The following is a 12,849-nucleotide window of genomic DNA, read 5'->3' on the forward strand; positions in this document are numbered from 1 at the left end:
CTCAAAGATGTCGGCAATGCCCCACTTTCATGTATTAAATTCTCTGGAGTTAAGATGAAACGCGATTTAGCGATGGCTTTTTCACGCGTCACAGAAGGCGCAGCACTGGCGGGTTACAAGTGGCTTGGCCGCGGTGACAAAAATGCCGCTGATGGCGCTGCCGTAGAAGTGATGCGCGTTTTGCTGAACAAAACCGATATTGAAGGTGAAATTGTTATCGGTGAAGGCGAAATCGACGAAGCGCCAATGCTCTACATCGGCGAGAAAGTGGGACTGGGTGGCGATGCAGTAGATATCGCGGTTGACCCAATCGAAGGGACCCGTATGACGGCAATGGGTCAGTCCAACGCGCTGGCTGTATTAGCAGCAGGCGAGAAAGGTACCTTCTTGAAAGCCCCAGACATGTACATGGAAAAACTGGTGGTTGGTCCTGAAGCCAAAGGCGTGATCAACATTGAACTGCCGCTTCACGACAACCTGCTCAACATTGCCAAGGCGCTGGGTAAATCGCTGGACGAGCTTGTTGTCACCACGCTGGCGAAGCCACGTCACGACGACACCATCCGCGAAATGCAGCAAATGGGCATCAAGGTCTTCGCGATTCCTGACGGCGACGTTGCTGCTTCTATCCTGACCTGTATGCCAGACAGCGAAGTGGATGTGATGTACGGCATCGGCGGCGCACCGGAAGGTGTGGTGTCTGCCGCGGTTATCCGCGCACTGGGCGGTGACATGAACGGCCGCCTTCTTCCTCGCCATGAAGTGAAAGAAGACAGCGAAGAAAACCGCCGTATGGGTGAACTGGAAATAGAGCGCTGTAAAGAGATGGGCATCGAAACCAATGTCCGCCTGAAGATGGAAGACATGGCGAGCAGCGACAACGTGATTTTCTCAGCGACTGGCATCACCAAAGGCGATCTGCTGGAAGGCATCACCCGCAAAGGCAACATCGCGACCACAGAGACCCTGCTTATTCGCGGTAAGTGCCGCACTATCCGTCGTATCAAGTCTATCCATTATCTGGATCGTAAAGACGACGCAGTGAAAGCAAACATCCTGTAATTACAGTGATGAACCAGAAAAAAGCACGCCAAGGCGTGCTTTTTTGTTTATCGGCCAGAGGACTCAATGGCCGCCCGGCAAACCACCTTCCCGTTTCTCGCCTTTTTTGAACAGCGCCAATAAAGGCACTAAAAAGAAGTACGACACCATGATAAATCCGAAGGTGTAAACGAACGCGAGCAACGTCGATTGCTGGTGAAGCATATTGGTCACCGTCGCAATAAACCCCGGATCCGTGACCGACTGTCCCTGCGCGGCCGCAAATTGCTGAACCACCGGGTTTTCGGGTGTGATCCCACCACCCAGAGAGTTCCACTCTTTTTGCTGGATACGGCTGAAATACGTGTTCACGATAGAGATACCGAATGAACCACCCAAAGTACGGCAAAGATTAAACACCACCGCCCCGCCCACCGCATGATTTGGCGCGAGTGTCGCGTATGCCAGTTGGCTCAGTGGTGCAAATACCAAGCCCATTCCAGCCCCCTGAATGATGCTTGGCAGCAGCACCCAGTAGATATCGATATCGAGCGAATAGCGCATCATCATAAAGCTACCGATACCATTCAGAACCAGTCCAATCACTATCAGCATTCGCGGATCCAAACGGTCGATAATCCGGGAGATAGAGAGCAGCACAATTGCTGATGCAAGCCCCCGCGGCGCCATCACAAAGCCCGTGGTATCCACTGGGTAATTCAACAATTGCTCAAGCATCATCGGCTGCAGTTGGGTGATACCGAACATGCCCATTGAAAAACCCGTCATCACAATACAAGACAGCAATAGGTTCCTGTCTTTGAGTAGCCACATTGGCGCGATTTCGCCTTTGGTGCGGAACGAGCGTATCAGGAAAAACGCCCAGGCCAGTACAGCAATGACCAAAGAGAACAAGATCGTGTTTGAACTAAACCAGCCATCCTCATTACCGCGCTCAAGCACCATCTGCAAAAGCCCAATACCGATGGCCATGCCAAATACCAACGGCCAGTCGACAGTAGTTTTACCCCGGCCATCGAGGTGCACAAAGAAATAGAGGAGTGATAGACATAGCGCCCCAATTGGCACGTTAACGTAGAAAATCCATCGCCAGTCCATGTTCTCAGTGATCAGTCCGCCCACCGTTGGGCCAAGAATGGGCCCCAGTAAAACGCCGACAGAAAAGAGCGCCATCGCTTTACCGCGCTCTTCCTTGGGATAAATCTGTACCATGATGGATTGCGATAGAGGAATAACCGCCGCCCCAAACGCACCCTGCATGATGCGGAAAATGATCATTTCAGTCAGGGTGTCCGCCTGCCCACAAAGTGCAGAAGTCGTAATAAATCCCGCGACGGACACCAAAAGCAACTTACGCACACCGAATTTTAGGCTGAGGTAGCTCGCCAGGGGAATACATATCGCCTCTGCCATGGAATAAGAGGTCAACACCCAGGTTACCTGCTCAGAGGTCACACCCAGCGCGCCCATCATATGCGGCAACGACACATTGGCGATGGTCATGTCCAGCAACACCATGATGGCGGAGAGCATCACCGCCAAAGTGACCATCAACCTCGCACTGCCAGCCTCCATCGGCTGCGGAGAAACATCACTGTTGGCTGTCATTGGCTTTCGCCTTCGCAAGGGTATCAATGGTTACGGTCGCACTCGCCCCAACCCTCAGAGGCGGCTCGTCAGCCTCTCTCGTGATGGTCAATCTCACCGGAAATCGTTGCGGCACTTTCACCCAATTCCCTGTAGCATTTTCGGGTGGCAACAGAGAAAAAGAGGTACCACTTGCCGGCGAAATGGCCTGTACCACGCCCTTAAATGTCACGTCGGAATACATATCCAATACAATCGACGCCGTCATTTCCTGTTGGATATAACCCAAAGCATCTTCTTTGTAGTTAGCTTCCACCCAGAAGGAATTATCCTCAATCATCGGCATTAAGGACTGTCCCGGCGCAACCACACTGCCCGGACGCACTTTGACATCTCCCAAGGTGCCGGAGGTTGGGGCGATGATCGTGGTATAAGAAAGATTGAGAGACGCTTCTGACAAGGCAGCTGCTGCCTGACGTACAGCGGGGGCTTCCGTGCCCGATGCCCCCTGCTCACTGATAAGCTGGGACATTCTCGCCCTTGCGGCATCAAGGTTGTTTTTCGCCGCGGCCAGTTCCGCTTTCAAATCGTCGCCGGATTGCTTTGGCAACACGCCACGTTCCACCAGCGCCATATTTCGCCGGTACTTCTCTTCAACATCATTCAGCTGTGCCGAAGCGGATTGGATCTGCGCACTCGCACCGACAATCGCATCACTGGTGGCTTTGTTGGCAGCGACTGCGCTTTCGTAAGCCGCTTTCGCCTGCTCAACCCTTGCCTGATAAGGCGCCGGATTAATACGGGCAATGACTTGTCCCTGATCGACATAGTCAAAATCGACCACGTTGACTTCCGTCAACTGCCCGCTGATCTGCGGTGCGATGTAAAGAATGTTGCCATGTATATAGGCATCGTCAGTGCTGGGATATTGCTCCTGATGACGAATATAGAAATAGGCGGCAATCGCCAGTATCGCGGCAATCCCAGCCAGAATGACAAGATTTTTAACAGGGAAACTTTTTTGCTCCGTCATGCGACCTCCTGCGACCGCCAAAAACTGAGAACAGATAACCTGAATTCTCAAAACATCGGGAGAGTCTAGACAGGGAAATACACCTTCGTACCACGACCTTATGCGATCAGTTGACTTTCAGGTGTGATTTTTAAGGATGTGACAGTGCTTCTCACTTTGACGACACGGACTACGCCGCTGAATTTTTCGTTACTGAAATAGAGCGCCTCGCTCCACTGAATTAGCATTAAATAAGTAAAGACATTGCTTTATTTACCCACATCCCCGCATAATGAAGTATCCAAATCAGTGACGAAGATGCGATGAAAACAGTCGATAAAATCCTGCACAAGATAAAACGTGAAGGCGCAGTAAGTGCGCGAGTGTTGGCAGATGAAATGGGCTTAACCACCATGGGCATTCGCCAGCACCTTCAGGCCATGGAAGACGAAGGCCTGTTGGATTTTAGTGATATTCGCGTCAAAGTTGGCCGCCCGACGCGCCATTGGTCGCTGACCGCAGAAGGACATCGCCGTTTTGCAGACAGTCATGGCGATCTCGCGATTTCCGTCATCGACTCCGTGGAGTCCCTGTTTGGCGAAGCCGGGCTAAAGAAAGTCATTCAGCAACGTGAAGAAAAAACGTTGCAGCATTACCGCGACGCGCTCAAAGATTGCCACAATTTAAAGGCTAAACTTGAAACCTTGGCGTATCTTAGAGAGAGCGAAGGTTACATGGCCGAGCTTCAGGAAATAGAGGAAGGTTTCCTGTTGATCGAAAACCACTGCCCTATCTGTCAGGCTGCAAAACGCTGTCCGGCATTGTGTAAATCAGAGAAAAATATTTTCCGCACTGTACTGGGTGATGAGTATCTGGTCACGCGTGAAGAGCACATTATTGAAGGGCAACGTCGTTGTACTTACAGGGTTCAAGCACGAGAGTAATGCGCATAAAAAACTGACTTTTGAGGAGGATGTATGGCTACCTGGATCAAAGCGGAAGTTATAGAAAATCGTCGCTGGAATAAAGATCTGTTCAGCCTCGTCCTCGACGCAGAAGTCGATGCTTTTACTGCCGGGCAATTTACCAAGCTTGGGCTGGAAATCGACGGCAAAATCATTCAGCGCGCTTACTCCTTCGTCAATCCACCCAACAGCAAACACCTTGAAATTTATGCCACCCGTGTAGCAGATGGCCTCTTATCTCCAAGGCTTCATGCACTGGAAACGGGGGACACGGTTCTCATCACCAAAGAAGCCAGCGGCTTTTTTACGCTGGAAGAAATCCCCGAGGGCGAAGACCTCTGGATGCTTTCCACCGGGACAGCCATTGGGCCTTTCCTGTCAATCCTGCAAGAAGATGAGGTATGGCAGCGTTTTCGTAAGGTCGTACTGGTACACGCGGTGCGTTTCTCGGCAGACCTCAGCTACCAAGCAGAAATTAACGAGCTGAAGCAAAAACGCAGCGATCAAATTATCGTCCAGCCGTTCGTCAGCCGCGAACCAAAAGCCGGCGCGTTGTCAGGCAGGATCACACATGCCCTTGAAGATGGCCTACTAGAAAGAATGGTTGGTCTTACGATGACGCAGGAAAAAAGTCAGGTGATGCTTTGCGGTAACCCGCAAATGGTCAAAGACGTGCGTGCCATCCTGATTGAAAAAGGATTAGAGAAAAACCTGCGCCGTAAGCCCGGCAACATCACGACAGAACAATATTGGTAAGGCAAGCACACAACCACTTGTCTAATTCTCTGGGAAAAACGTCCGTTTTTCCCTCCCCAAGAAAAAATCACCCACTTTTACGCAAATTCTCAACCATGAGACTTCAAATTACCGTATGTCGTGTTTTGGGTCACAATCAACCAATTACCTGTATCACTCTCAAAACACACCCAACCCATTAACAGTTAATGTCTCACTTATGAGCCATTAGTGTGATTGATCGCTCATTTTTTAACCGTATAGTCAAAGGCAAGTCATGCGCAGCCAGAGGAGTAATGCCATGAAAACGTTGCCTTCATTTGACGAATTAAAAGCGTTAGCAGAAAACGATCCACAAGCACTGGAAGCGCTGAGGATTGAAATGAGCGAAGAGATCATTGAGAGCGCGAGCGAAAGCATGCAGCCAAAACTGCGCGCACAGATGAGTCACATTAACCGTGTAATCGCGTCGGGGAAAAACCCAAACCACGTGAATGCGTTGTTGATGAAAGAGTTGATGCGTCAGTTTGATCGCTTCTCAACCGCCATCAATAACCCAACAGCTTTAACTGAGCGAAGCGCAACCGTCACTACATTGCACCCGAAACGTAACGAAGCAACCGTTGCGATTGAAGGCTAACTCAGTTTTTGAGCGGTGGTCCGCCACCGCCACCTTTTTTTGCCTTATCGCGCATTATACCAATCACAGTAAGTAGATGATCAGAAATAGCGAAGGAAAAATGCTCGAGAACAAGGCGGAAAATTTCGATAAGTAGTTATTCTACAATCAAATTTTCCAACGCAGTTATCGAACATTTTAACAAGCTAGGATGAGCAGATATTTACTACTATTGGTATTAAACCTCGCGTTTTACTTTCGCGTACCAGCGTCTGTCCATATCCCTGACATCCACCGTTAAGCTCGCCACCTCCGGCGCATGCTGCTGCATCACATCCAAAAAGGCATGGCTGAGGTTTCGCTTTTGCTCTTCATCGCGCCCGCCCAACAGCCACAAAGTAACGTGGATGAAGTTTTCCTGATCATCCTTATCCGCAACCAACCAATCATGGCAGGCATAGGCGCGTGATTTAACGTCACTGACATCAAAGATGCCGCTGCCAATGGCGGTCTGATGCAAATCTTCCAAGAGTTGTCCAATGCTGACCCGCTCTGAAACCGGGTCACTGTACTCCATGACAATATGAGGCATAACTCACTCCTTGTTACGATAATGAGCCACTTTACCGCAGCATTTCGGACGATTGTTACTAAAGAGAAGAATATTCTCCTCAGATCACACCACGCCATCTTTCACTCGCAAGTGCTAATCCGAAAATTTATAACGAAATTTTGTTACTCAAAGGTTCACATTTGCGCGCAAAACGAGTAAAAACGATGGCATTTATGATTTTGGACAGGAAACGCTGACAGCGCTGCTGTTATCGTTGCCGAAACTGAATTTCGATAATTGGATTACGGAGGAATTCCCTATGCGCCGTCCATTGGTAATGGGTAACTGGAAACTGAACGGCAGTAAAGCCATGGTAGCGGATCTGATCAAAGGTCTGGACGCACAACTTGCTGGCGTTGAAGGTGTAGACGTTGCGATTGCACCACCAGTGATGTACCTGGATCTGGCAGAGCAGCTGCTGGGCAAAGCAGAAAGCAAAATCCTGCTGGGCTCTCAGAACGTTGACGTTAACGCTAGCGGCGCGTTCACTGGCGACATTTCTCCGGAAATGCTGAAAGACTTCGGTGCGACTCACATCATCATCGGTCACTCAGAGCGTCGTGATTACCACGCAGAATCTGACGAGTACGTAGCGAAGAAATTTGCATTCCTGAAAGAGCACGGTCTGGTTCCTGTTCTGTGTATCGGTGAATCTGAAGCACAAAACGAAGCGGGCGAAACCGTAGCAGTGTGTGCACGTCAACTTGATGCTGTGATCAACACTCAAGGTGTTGAAGCACTGAACGGCGCTGTTATCGCGTACGAGCCAATCTGGGCAATCGGTACCGGTAAAGCAGCGACTGCTGAAGATGCACAACGCATCCACGCTGAAATCCGTGCACACATCGCAGCGAAGAGCGAAGAAGTGGCGAAGAACGTTGTTATCCAATACGGCGGTTCTGTTAAGCCAGAAAACGCAGAAGCGTACTTCGCACAACCAGACATCGACGGTGCACTGGTTGGTGGCGCAGCACTGAACGCAGAAAGCTTTGCAGCTATCGCAAAAGCAGCGGCGGCAGCAAAAGCGTAATTCAGACCCGTTCTGAACCGAAAGGAGAAGCCAAGGCTTCTCCTTTTTTGTTTCTTTATCCGACCTTTCTCGCCCGCTATACTGCGTTTTTCTTTTGACGGCGAGCCTGCTTCCATGTTTCACATTGCGCTTCATGAACCCCAGATTGCCCCGAACACCGGCAATATCATTCGTCTCGCGGCTAATACAGGCTGCAAACTCCATTTGATTGAACCACTGGGTTTTGACTTCGAAGAGAAGAAACTGCGCCGTGCTGGGCTCGATTATCACGACCTGACCAATGTCACCCGTTATCCTGACTATGCGACGTTTCTCGAAGCCATGGGTGAGCGCCGTATTTTTGCCTGCACGACGAAAGGCAGCCGCCCGCATTCTGATGTCAGCTATCAAGCGGGTGATGTGTTTCTGTTCGGCTCGGAAACCAGCGGCCTGCCAGATGAGGTTCGCAACGCCTTCACACCGGATCACCGCATCCGCGTTCCTATGGTGCCGGACAGCCGAAGTCTGAATCTGGCAAACTCGGTGGCAGTCATTTGCTATGAAGCCTGGCGACAGCTTGGCTTTGAAGGTGGACTCTAAAAAAGAAAAGCAGGCCTTCGCCTGCTTTTTTTGTTTCATCTACGTGGTTATCAGGAAGCCATCCCTACCGAGACACGAAGGTTTTTCGCAATCACATTCAGCTTATCTGTCGCATTCACCAATCCGGCCACTTGATGAGCACTTTCATTGGCCATATCACTTATCTTGCTGACGTTCACGTTCACTTCTTCCACCACGCCATTTTGTTCATCCGCGGCACTCGCGACCTGAAGATTCATGTCAGTAACACGAGACGTCGCCTCGCTCGACTGGTTAAGAAGATCAGCTGATTGATGAGAAAGCTCGATGGTCTTATCACCCATTTCACAGCTTTGCTGCATGGTGTCGACGGCTTCTTTGGTCACGCTGGTGAGCTGGGCAATCATGGTTTCAATCTCTGAGGTCGAATCATGGGTACGCTGCGCAAGGCTTCGCACTTCATCCGCGACCACAGCAAATCCACGACCTTGCTCACCGGCACGCGCCGCTTCAATGGCTGCGTTCAATGCCAATAGGTTGGTTTGCTCGGCAATACCTTTAATCACGTCCAAAACAGAAGTGATATTGGCACTGTTTTTCTCCAGCTCTGTCAGCGCCGCACTGCTTTGCGTCAGACTTTCAATCAGTTGCTGGGTTTGGCTGACCGCTTCATCATTGATGCGCATACATTCAGATGATTTGCTTGAGGCTTCTTCTGTTGCTTGCTGAGTTTGAGTGGCGTTGTTGGCAATTTCCTGCGCCGTCGCTGACATCTCGTTGACTGCTGTAGCGACTTGCAAGATCTCTCCGCTTTGCGCATCCGAATTTCGCTTCACAGCCTGCGCCGCCTCATCCAGCAGATTTACTGCATCAGAAACTTCCTGCGCGACTTTGGCAATCATGCCGTTGGTGCTTTGACGGGTGCCTTCGAGGTTTTTCTGTAACTCACCGATAATGCCGGGCTCATCCACCACGGTGGGTTTGCTGAAATCACCATCAGCTTGCACTGAAAGCGCCGCAGATACCTTATTCAAGCCTTCATAGATCCGGTTGAGAATCATCTTAGACATGATAATGGCGACAATTAGCGCAACAATCACAGAAGCGATGACGACGAGCTCTAAGACGACAGCCTTTTCTTCAATATCGATAACCGCTGCTTCAGTGAACTTCCCCACGTCAGTCAACAAGCTGTCGACTATTTTTGTGGTTGTCTCTGCTTCCTTACCCACCACCACATCAAGGACTTCCGCTTCGTGGTAATGGCGCCCGTCAAGCTCTTTAAATACGTCTTCGACGTGAATCATCCACTTGGCATGTAAAGCTTCTAAATCGGCGAGTTTGACGCTAGCAGCCGCGAATGCAACTTGCTCTTCAGCAGTACCGTTGGTGGCACCATCGGCCAATAGCGTTTTGATTTTTATCCAATCCTCTCCGACTTTCGTTCCTAAATCATAAAAATAGGCTTTTTCTTTGTCGTAGTTTTCCTGCGCATTGGGTTCCTTGCCGATCTCAAGCGCATAGCGGAAGGCTTTGTTGTAGTGAACACGTTGCTCGACTTGATGCTCGGTTGCTTTACTGATGGATTCAAGAACAGGAATATCACGGTGAGCGACACCTTGAACATGGCTTTCAATGTAAGCCAACTTATAGAAGACAAACGCTCCGACAAGAATTTGTATTCCACATACTAAAGCGACGAACATGGTCAGACGCTGTTTAATCGTCATTTTGTTTGCTGACATGAGTAGCCTCTCCGCTAAGCCTTCAACTGCATAGGTAGGGAGAGAGGCAGCCTCTCTCCATCAAACTTATCAATAAGGTTAGCAAAGCGTTTCTAAAATGAGAGGTTTATCGTAAATTTTGCTGACGCTATTATCAGCTCAACGTTTTCAGTGTCAGGTGAACGGTCAAACCGCCTAGGCTGTTCAGGCTCGCTTTGGCGCTGCCATTATGTTGGCGCATGGCACTATCAGTAATCGCGAGCCCCAATCCTGTGCCACCGCTTTGCCTGTCACGTGCTGTCGACACGCGGTAAAAAGGCCGGAAAATATCATCCAGCATTTCTTTAGGTACGCCTCCCCCATCGTCACTGACGCTGACCGTTAACTCTCTATCACGCTGTGTGAAAGACACTTCGACTTTAGTGTCCGCATACTTAATGGCATTGCGCACAACGTTTTCCAACGCACTGCAAAGCAGGTTGCCATTTCCTTCAACGCTGGCGTCGGGAATCGTGTTGTACACCAGCGTTTTTCCGCACTCCCCCGCTTCGAACTCTGCATCTTCCAATAAGGTTTCCCAAAGTTCTGCCAGTGTCAGCACGTCACGTTCGGCATGGCTGTTAAGCTGCATACGGGAAAGAGAAAGCAAATCAGCAATCATCTGTTCCATGCGCTCAGCTTCGGTATCAATGCGCGCCAAATCTGTGCTTTCACCCTGTTTGCGAATCGCCAGTGCATTCGCCATACGAAGCCGGGTCAGTGGAGAGCGAAGCTCATGGGAGATATCGGACAGCAAACGTTGCTGCCCACTGATCATCTGATTTAATGCCGTCACCATCTGGTTGAAGCTGGCCCCCGCTTGTGCAAACTCTCGCGGCCCTTTTTCCAAAGAAGGGTCAGTTTCAAAGCGCCCTTCGCCGACGCGTTCAGCTGCCGCCTGAAGGCGGCGTGCAGGGCGGGTGACTACCCACGCGAGCCAAAGCAATAGCGGCGTGCTGACCACCATGGTGACCAACAGCAGTTGAAAAGGTCTATCAAGAATTTGTACGTAAAACGGCGGTTTATCGCGCCACAGCTTGCCGACGTACATCAATGCCTGAGCGCTGCCATCATCAATCAAAAACGGTCCAGCCAGCATCCATTTTCCATAAAGGCGCTGCATCGGGTCTTCTGGGTCATCAGCAAGCGTGGTGAAGTTTTTCAGCATTCTGCTGCCACCATGATGACCTCTATCCAGCAGTTCACCATCAAGCGTCGTGAAATAGATTTTCATCGGTTTACGTTCAGGTTGTTGTCTTTGTAAACGCAGCAGTTTTTGTTTGAGCGACCCTCTCATCTCTGACACTTCTTCCGAAATTCTCTGAGCCAGCTCTTTAAACTCAGTTTGCATCCCAGTGGGCACAGTATGTTGCTGACGAGGGTCACTGTGTTGCGCCGCTAATACAGCAATCAACACCAATAGCAAAGTCAGCCAGAAGATGGCAAAAATACGGCCATAAAGACTCTTGATGGTCGGCAGTTTCATTATGCCTCCACCAGCAAATAGCCACGGCCGCGCAGGGTTTTAATTCGCGGCTTGCCATCTTCACGTTCAGGCAGTTTTTTCCGGATGTTGGAGATATGCATGTCGATGGCGCGATCAAACGGGGCAAGACGTTTTCCGAGCACATTCAGGCTGATATCTGCCTTTGCTACCACGCTTCCCGGCTGTTTCACCAGATACGCTAGCAAAGCGGTTTCCGTGCCGGTCATCTCAATCAGCTGAGACTGGCAATACACTTCCATTTTGCCGGGATAGATCACGATATCCTGATATTCGAGCTTGTCTTGGTTATCGTCTGATCGCTTGTCTTCGCCAGCCTTCGCGGTGCGGCGCAAAATAGCGCGCATACGGGCGAGCAACTCACGATCAGAGAAAGGTTTTGGCAGGTAATCGTCCGCACCGAGTTCCAACCCCATCACGCGGTCAATCTCTTCACCCTTAGCGGTCAGCATCAATACCGGGGTTTCCCAGCTATCGCGAAGACGGCGCAAGGTTTCCATGCCATTCAGTACCGGCATCATCACATCCAGCAGCACCAAATCGGTGCTTTCACTGATCTTATCCAGGCCTTCCTGACCATTATTGGCGGTATCCACCTGGTAGCCTTCCAGCTCCAATAAGTCATGAAGTAGGCTGGTCAGTTCTGTGTCGTCATCAATAAGAAGAATGTTTGCCATGGGGTGCGCCTAATACTGTGTTGTTATGGCTAGTATCTGCCATTCATCGAGCTGATTCCATGTGTAAGTCTTAGCTTTACCCGCCTTTACATTGCTTTACGTAGGCAGAACACCGGTTTACATCCCAGTGGGTAAAGTTACTCCCATCAAGCGACACAACAAAAACCGGAGAGAACACCATGAAATTTTCAAAACGTATTGCTGCAACTGTTATCGCCCTGCCTCTGATGATGGGCTCAATGTCTGCCATGGCATTTGGCGGCAAACATCACGGTGGTGAAGGTATGCACGGCGGTAAAGGCATGATGGGTAAACACCTGTTGCGTGGCGTTGACCTGACCGACGAGCAAAAGGCAGAACTGAAAACCCTTCGCGAGCAAAAACGCGAAGCTATGAAAGCCAACAAAGGCGAATTCCGTACCCAGATGATGGCAGAACGCCAACAGATGCAAGAGCTGATGCTGGCAGATAACTTCGATGAAGCAGCTGTTCGCGCACTGGCAGAAAAGATGGTTGACCAGCAGGTCGAGCGCCGTATAGCCATGGTAAAAAGCCAACACGAAATGATGAGCATTCTGACACCTGAGCAAAAAGTTCAGGTTAAAGAAAACATGGATAAGATGGCCGAGCGCATGCAAAAACGCATGGAAGATCGCGGCTAACCGCCCTTTCCCCTCAATAAGTTCCCCAAAATGCCGGCCCTTGCCGGCATTTGTCTTTCTGC

The 12,849-nt window shown here is 50.3% G+C and carries 13 protein-coding genes; 7 read left to right on the forward strand and 6 right to left on the reverse strand.

Annotated features, from left to right (window positions below; all coding sequences use genetic code 11):
- Positions 1-54 precede the first annotated feature (54 nt).
- A complete protein-coding gene (gene glpX / locus D515_RS01005) occupies positions 55-1,062 on the forward strand; it encodes a class II fructose-bisphosphatase (RefSeq protein WP_002535266.1) in 1,008 nt (335 codons plus the stop codon).
- Positions 1,063-1,125: 63 nt separating this feature from the next.
- On the opposite strand, the gene D515_RS01010 is transcribed toward glpX, so the two are convergent.
- Together D515_RS01010 and D515_RS01015 are read right to left on the reverse strand one after the other, a co-directional pair.
- Complete coding sequence (locus tag D515_RS01010; protein ID WP_002535267.1) at positions 1,126-2,670, reverse strand: DHA2 family efflux MFS transporter permease subunit; 1,545 nt, start codon at positions 2,668-2,670, stop codon at positions 1,126-1,128.
- Positions 2,654-3,682, reverse strand: a complete 1,029-nt coding sequence (locus D515_RS01015) for an HlyD family secretion protein (protein ID WP_002535268.1) — start codon at positions 3,680-3,682, stop codon at positions 2,654-2,656. The genes D515_RS01010 and D515_RS01015 overlap by 17 nt, the downstream gene beginning before the upstream one ends.
- 302 nt (positions 3,683-3,984) lie before the next feature.
- On the opposite strand from D515_RS01015, the gene D515_RS01020 reads away from it, so the two are divergent.
- From D515_RS01020 to D515_RS01030, 3 genes are all read left to right on the forward strand, one after another.
- Positions 3,985-4,605: a helix-turn-helix transcriptional regulator gene (locus tag D515_RS01020; protein WP_002535271.1), complete on the forward strand. Its 621-nt coding sequence runs from the start codon at positions 3,985-3,987 to the stop codon at positions 4,603-4,605.
- A gap of 33 nt (positions 4,606-4,638) precedes the next feature.
- Positions 4,639-5,382 (forward strand): ferredoxin--NADP reductase, encoded by a 744-nt coding sequence (locus D515_RS01025; RefSeq protein WP_002535273.1) that lies wholly within the window; start codon positions 4,639-4,641, stop codon positions 5,380-5,382.
- A 280-nt stretch (positions 5,383-5,662) separates the two neighbouring features.
- Positions 5,663-6,001, forward strand: coding sequence for a DUF3135 domain-containing protein (locus tag D515_RS01030; protein WP_002535274.1), 339 nt, complete (start codon positions 5,663-5,665; stop codon positions 5,999-6,001).
- A gap of 217 nt (positions 6,002-6,218) precedes the next feature.
- Here D515_RS01030 and D515_RS01035 read toward each other — a convergent pair whose 3' ends face one another.
- A complete protein-coding gene (locus tag D515_RS01035) occupies positions 6,219-6,572 on the reverse strand; it encodes a 5-carboxymethyl-2-hydroxymuconate Delta-isomerase (protein WP_002535275.1) in 354 nt (117 codons plus the stop codon).
- A 280-nt stretch (positions 6,573-6,852) separates the two neighbouring features.
- Here D515_RS01035 and tpiA point away from each other — a divergent pair, with 280 nt between their 5' ends.
- Positions 6,853-7,623, forward strand: coding sequence for a triose-phosphate isomerase (tpiA, locus tag D515_RS01040; RefSeq protein WP_002535276.1), 771 nt, complete (start codon positions 6,853-6,855; stop codon positions 7,621-7,623).
- A gap of 114 nt (positions 7,624-7,737) precedes the next feature.
- Complete coding sequence (locus tag D515_RS01045; protein WP_002535277.1) at positions 7,738-8,202, forward strand: tRNA (cytidine(34)-2'-O)-methyltransferase; 465 nt, start codon at positions 7,738-7,740, stop codon at positions 8,200-8,202.
- 50 nt (positions 8,203-8,252) lie between these two features.
- Here the strand turns inward: D515_RS01045 and D515_RS01050 are convergent, their stop codons facing one another.
- The 3 genes from D515_RS01050 to D515_RS01060 all read right to left on the reverse strand — a co-directional run bounded on the left by D515_RS01050 (position 8,253) and on the right by D515_RS01060 (position 12,125).
- Entirely contained in the window at positions 8,253-9,926 is a 1,674-nt protein-coding gene (locus D515_RS01050) for a methyl-accepting chemotaxis protein (RefSeq protein ID WP_002535278.1), read from the reverse strand.
- Between the two features lie 133 nt (positions 9,927-10,059).
- Positions 10,060-11,430, reverse strand: coding sequence for an envelope stress sensor histidine kinase CpxA (cpxA, locus tag D515_RS01055; RefSeq protein WP_002535280.1), 1,371 nt, complete (start codon positions 11,428-11,430; stop codon positions 10,060-10,062).
- Positions 11,430-12,125: a response regulator gene (locus D515_RS01060; protein WP_002535281.1), complete on the reverse strand. Its 696-nt coding sequence runs from the start codon at positions 12,123-12,125 to the stop codon at positions 11,430-11,432. The genes cpxA and D515_RS01060 overlap by 1 nt, the downstream gene beginning before the upstream one ends.
- A 179-nt stretch (positions 12,126-12,304) precedes the next feature.
- Between D515_RS01060 and D515_RS01065 the strand changes: the two genes are divergently transcribed.
- Positions 12,305-12,787, forward strand: coding sequence for a CpxP family protein (locus tag D515_RS01065; RefSeq protein ID WP_002535282.1), 483 nt, complete (start codon positions 12,305-12,307; stop codon positions 12,785-12,787).
- The last annotated feature ends 62 nt before the right edge of the window (positions 12,788-12,849 follow it).

Source organism: Grimontia indica (genome assembly GCF_000333895.2).
GTDB classification, from domain to species: domain Bacteria; phylum Pseudomonadota; class Gammaproteobacteria; order Enterobacterales; family Vibrionaceae; genus Enterovibrio; species Enterovibrio indicus.

Coding starts and splice junctions, on each gene's coding strand:
- glpX (WP_002535266.1), top strand. CDS start 55: ATGAAACGCGATTTAGCGATGGCTTTTTCACGCGTCACAGAAGGCGCA.
- D515_RS01010 (WP_002535267.1), bottom strand. CDS start 2,670: ATGACAGCCAACAGTGATGTTTCTCCGCAGCCGATGGAGGCTGGCAGT.
- D515_RS01015 (WP_002535268.1), bottom strand. CDS start 3,682: ATGACGGAGCAAAAAAGTTTCCCTGTTAAAAATCTTGTCATTCTGGCT.
- D515_RS01020 (WP_002535271.1), top strand. CDS start 3,985: ATGAAAACAGTCGATAAAATCCTGCACAAGATAAAACGTGAAGGCGCA.
- D515_RS01025 (WP_002535273.1), top strand. CDS start 4,639: ATGGCTACCTGGATCAAAGCGGAAGTTATAGAAAATCGTCGCTGGAAT.
- D515_RS01030 (WP_002535274.1), top strand. CDS start 5,663: ATGAAAACGTTGCCTTCATTTGACGAATTAAAAGCGTTAGCAGAAAAC.
- D515_RS01035 (WP_002535275.1), bottom strand. CDS start 6,572: ATGCCTCATATTGTCATGGAGTACAGTGACCCGGTTTCAGAGCGGGTC.
- tpiA (WP_002535276.1), top strand. CDS start 6,853: ATGCGCCGTCCATTGGTAATGGGTAACTGGAAACTGAACGGCAGTAAA.
- D515_RS01045 (WP_002535277.1), top strand. CDS start 7,738: ATGTTTCACATTGCGCTTCATGAACCCCAGATTGCCCCGAACACCGGC.
- D515_RS01050 (WP_002535278.1), bottom strand. CDS start 9,926: ATGTCAGCAAACAAAATGACGATTAAACAGCGTCTGACCATGTTCGTC.
- cpxA (WP_002535280.1), bottom strand. CDS start 11,430: ATGAAACTGCCGACCATCAAGAGTCTTTATGGCCGTATTTTTGCCATC.
- D515_RS01060 (WP_002535281.1), bottom strand. CDS start 12,125: ATGGCAAACATTCTTCTTATTGATGACGACACAGAACTGACCAGCCTA.
- D515_RS01065 (WP_002535282.1), top strand. CDS start 12,305: ATGAAATTTTCAAAACGTATTGCTGCAACTGTTATCGCCCTGCCTCTG.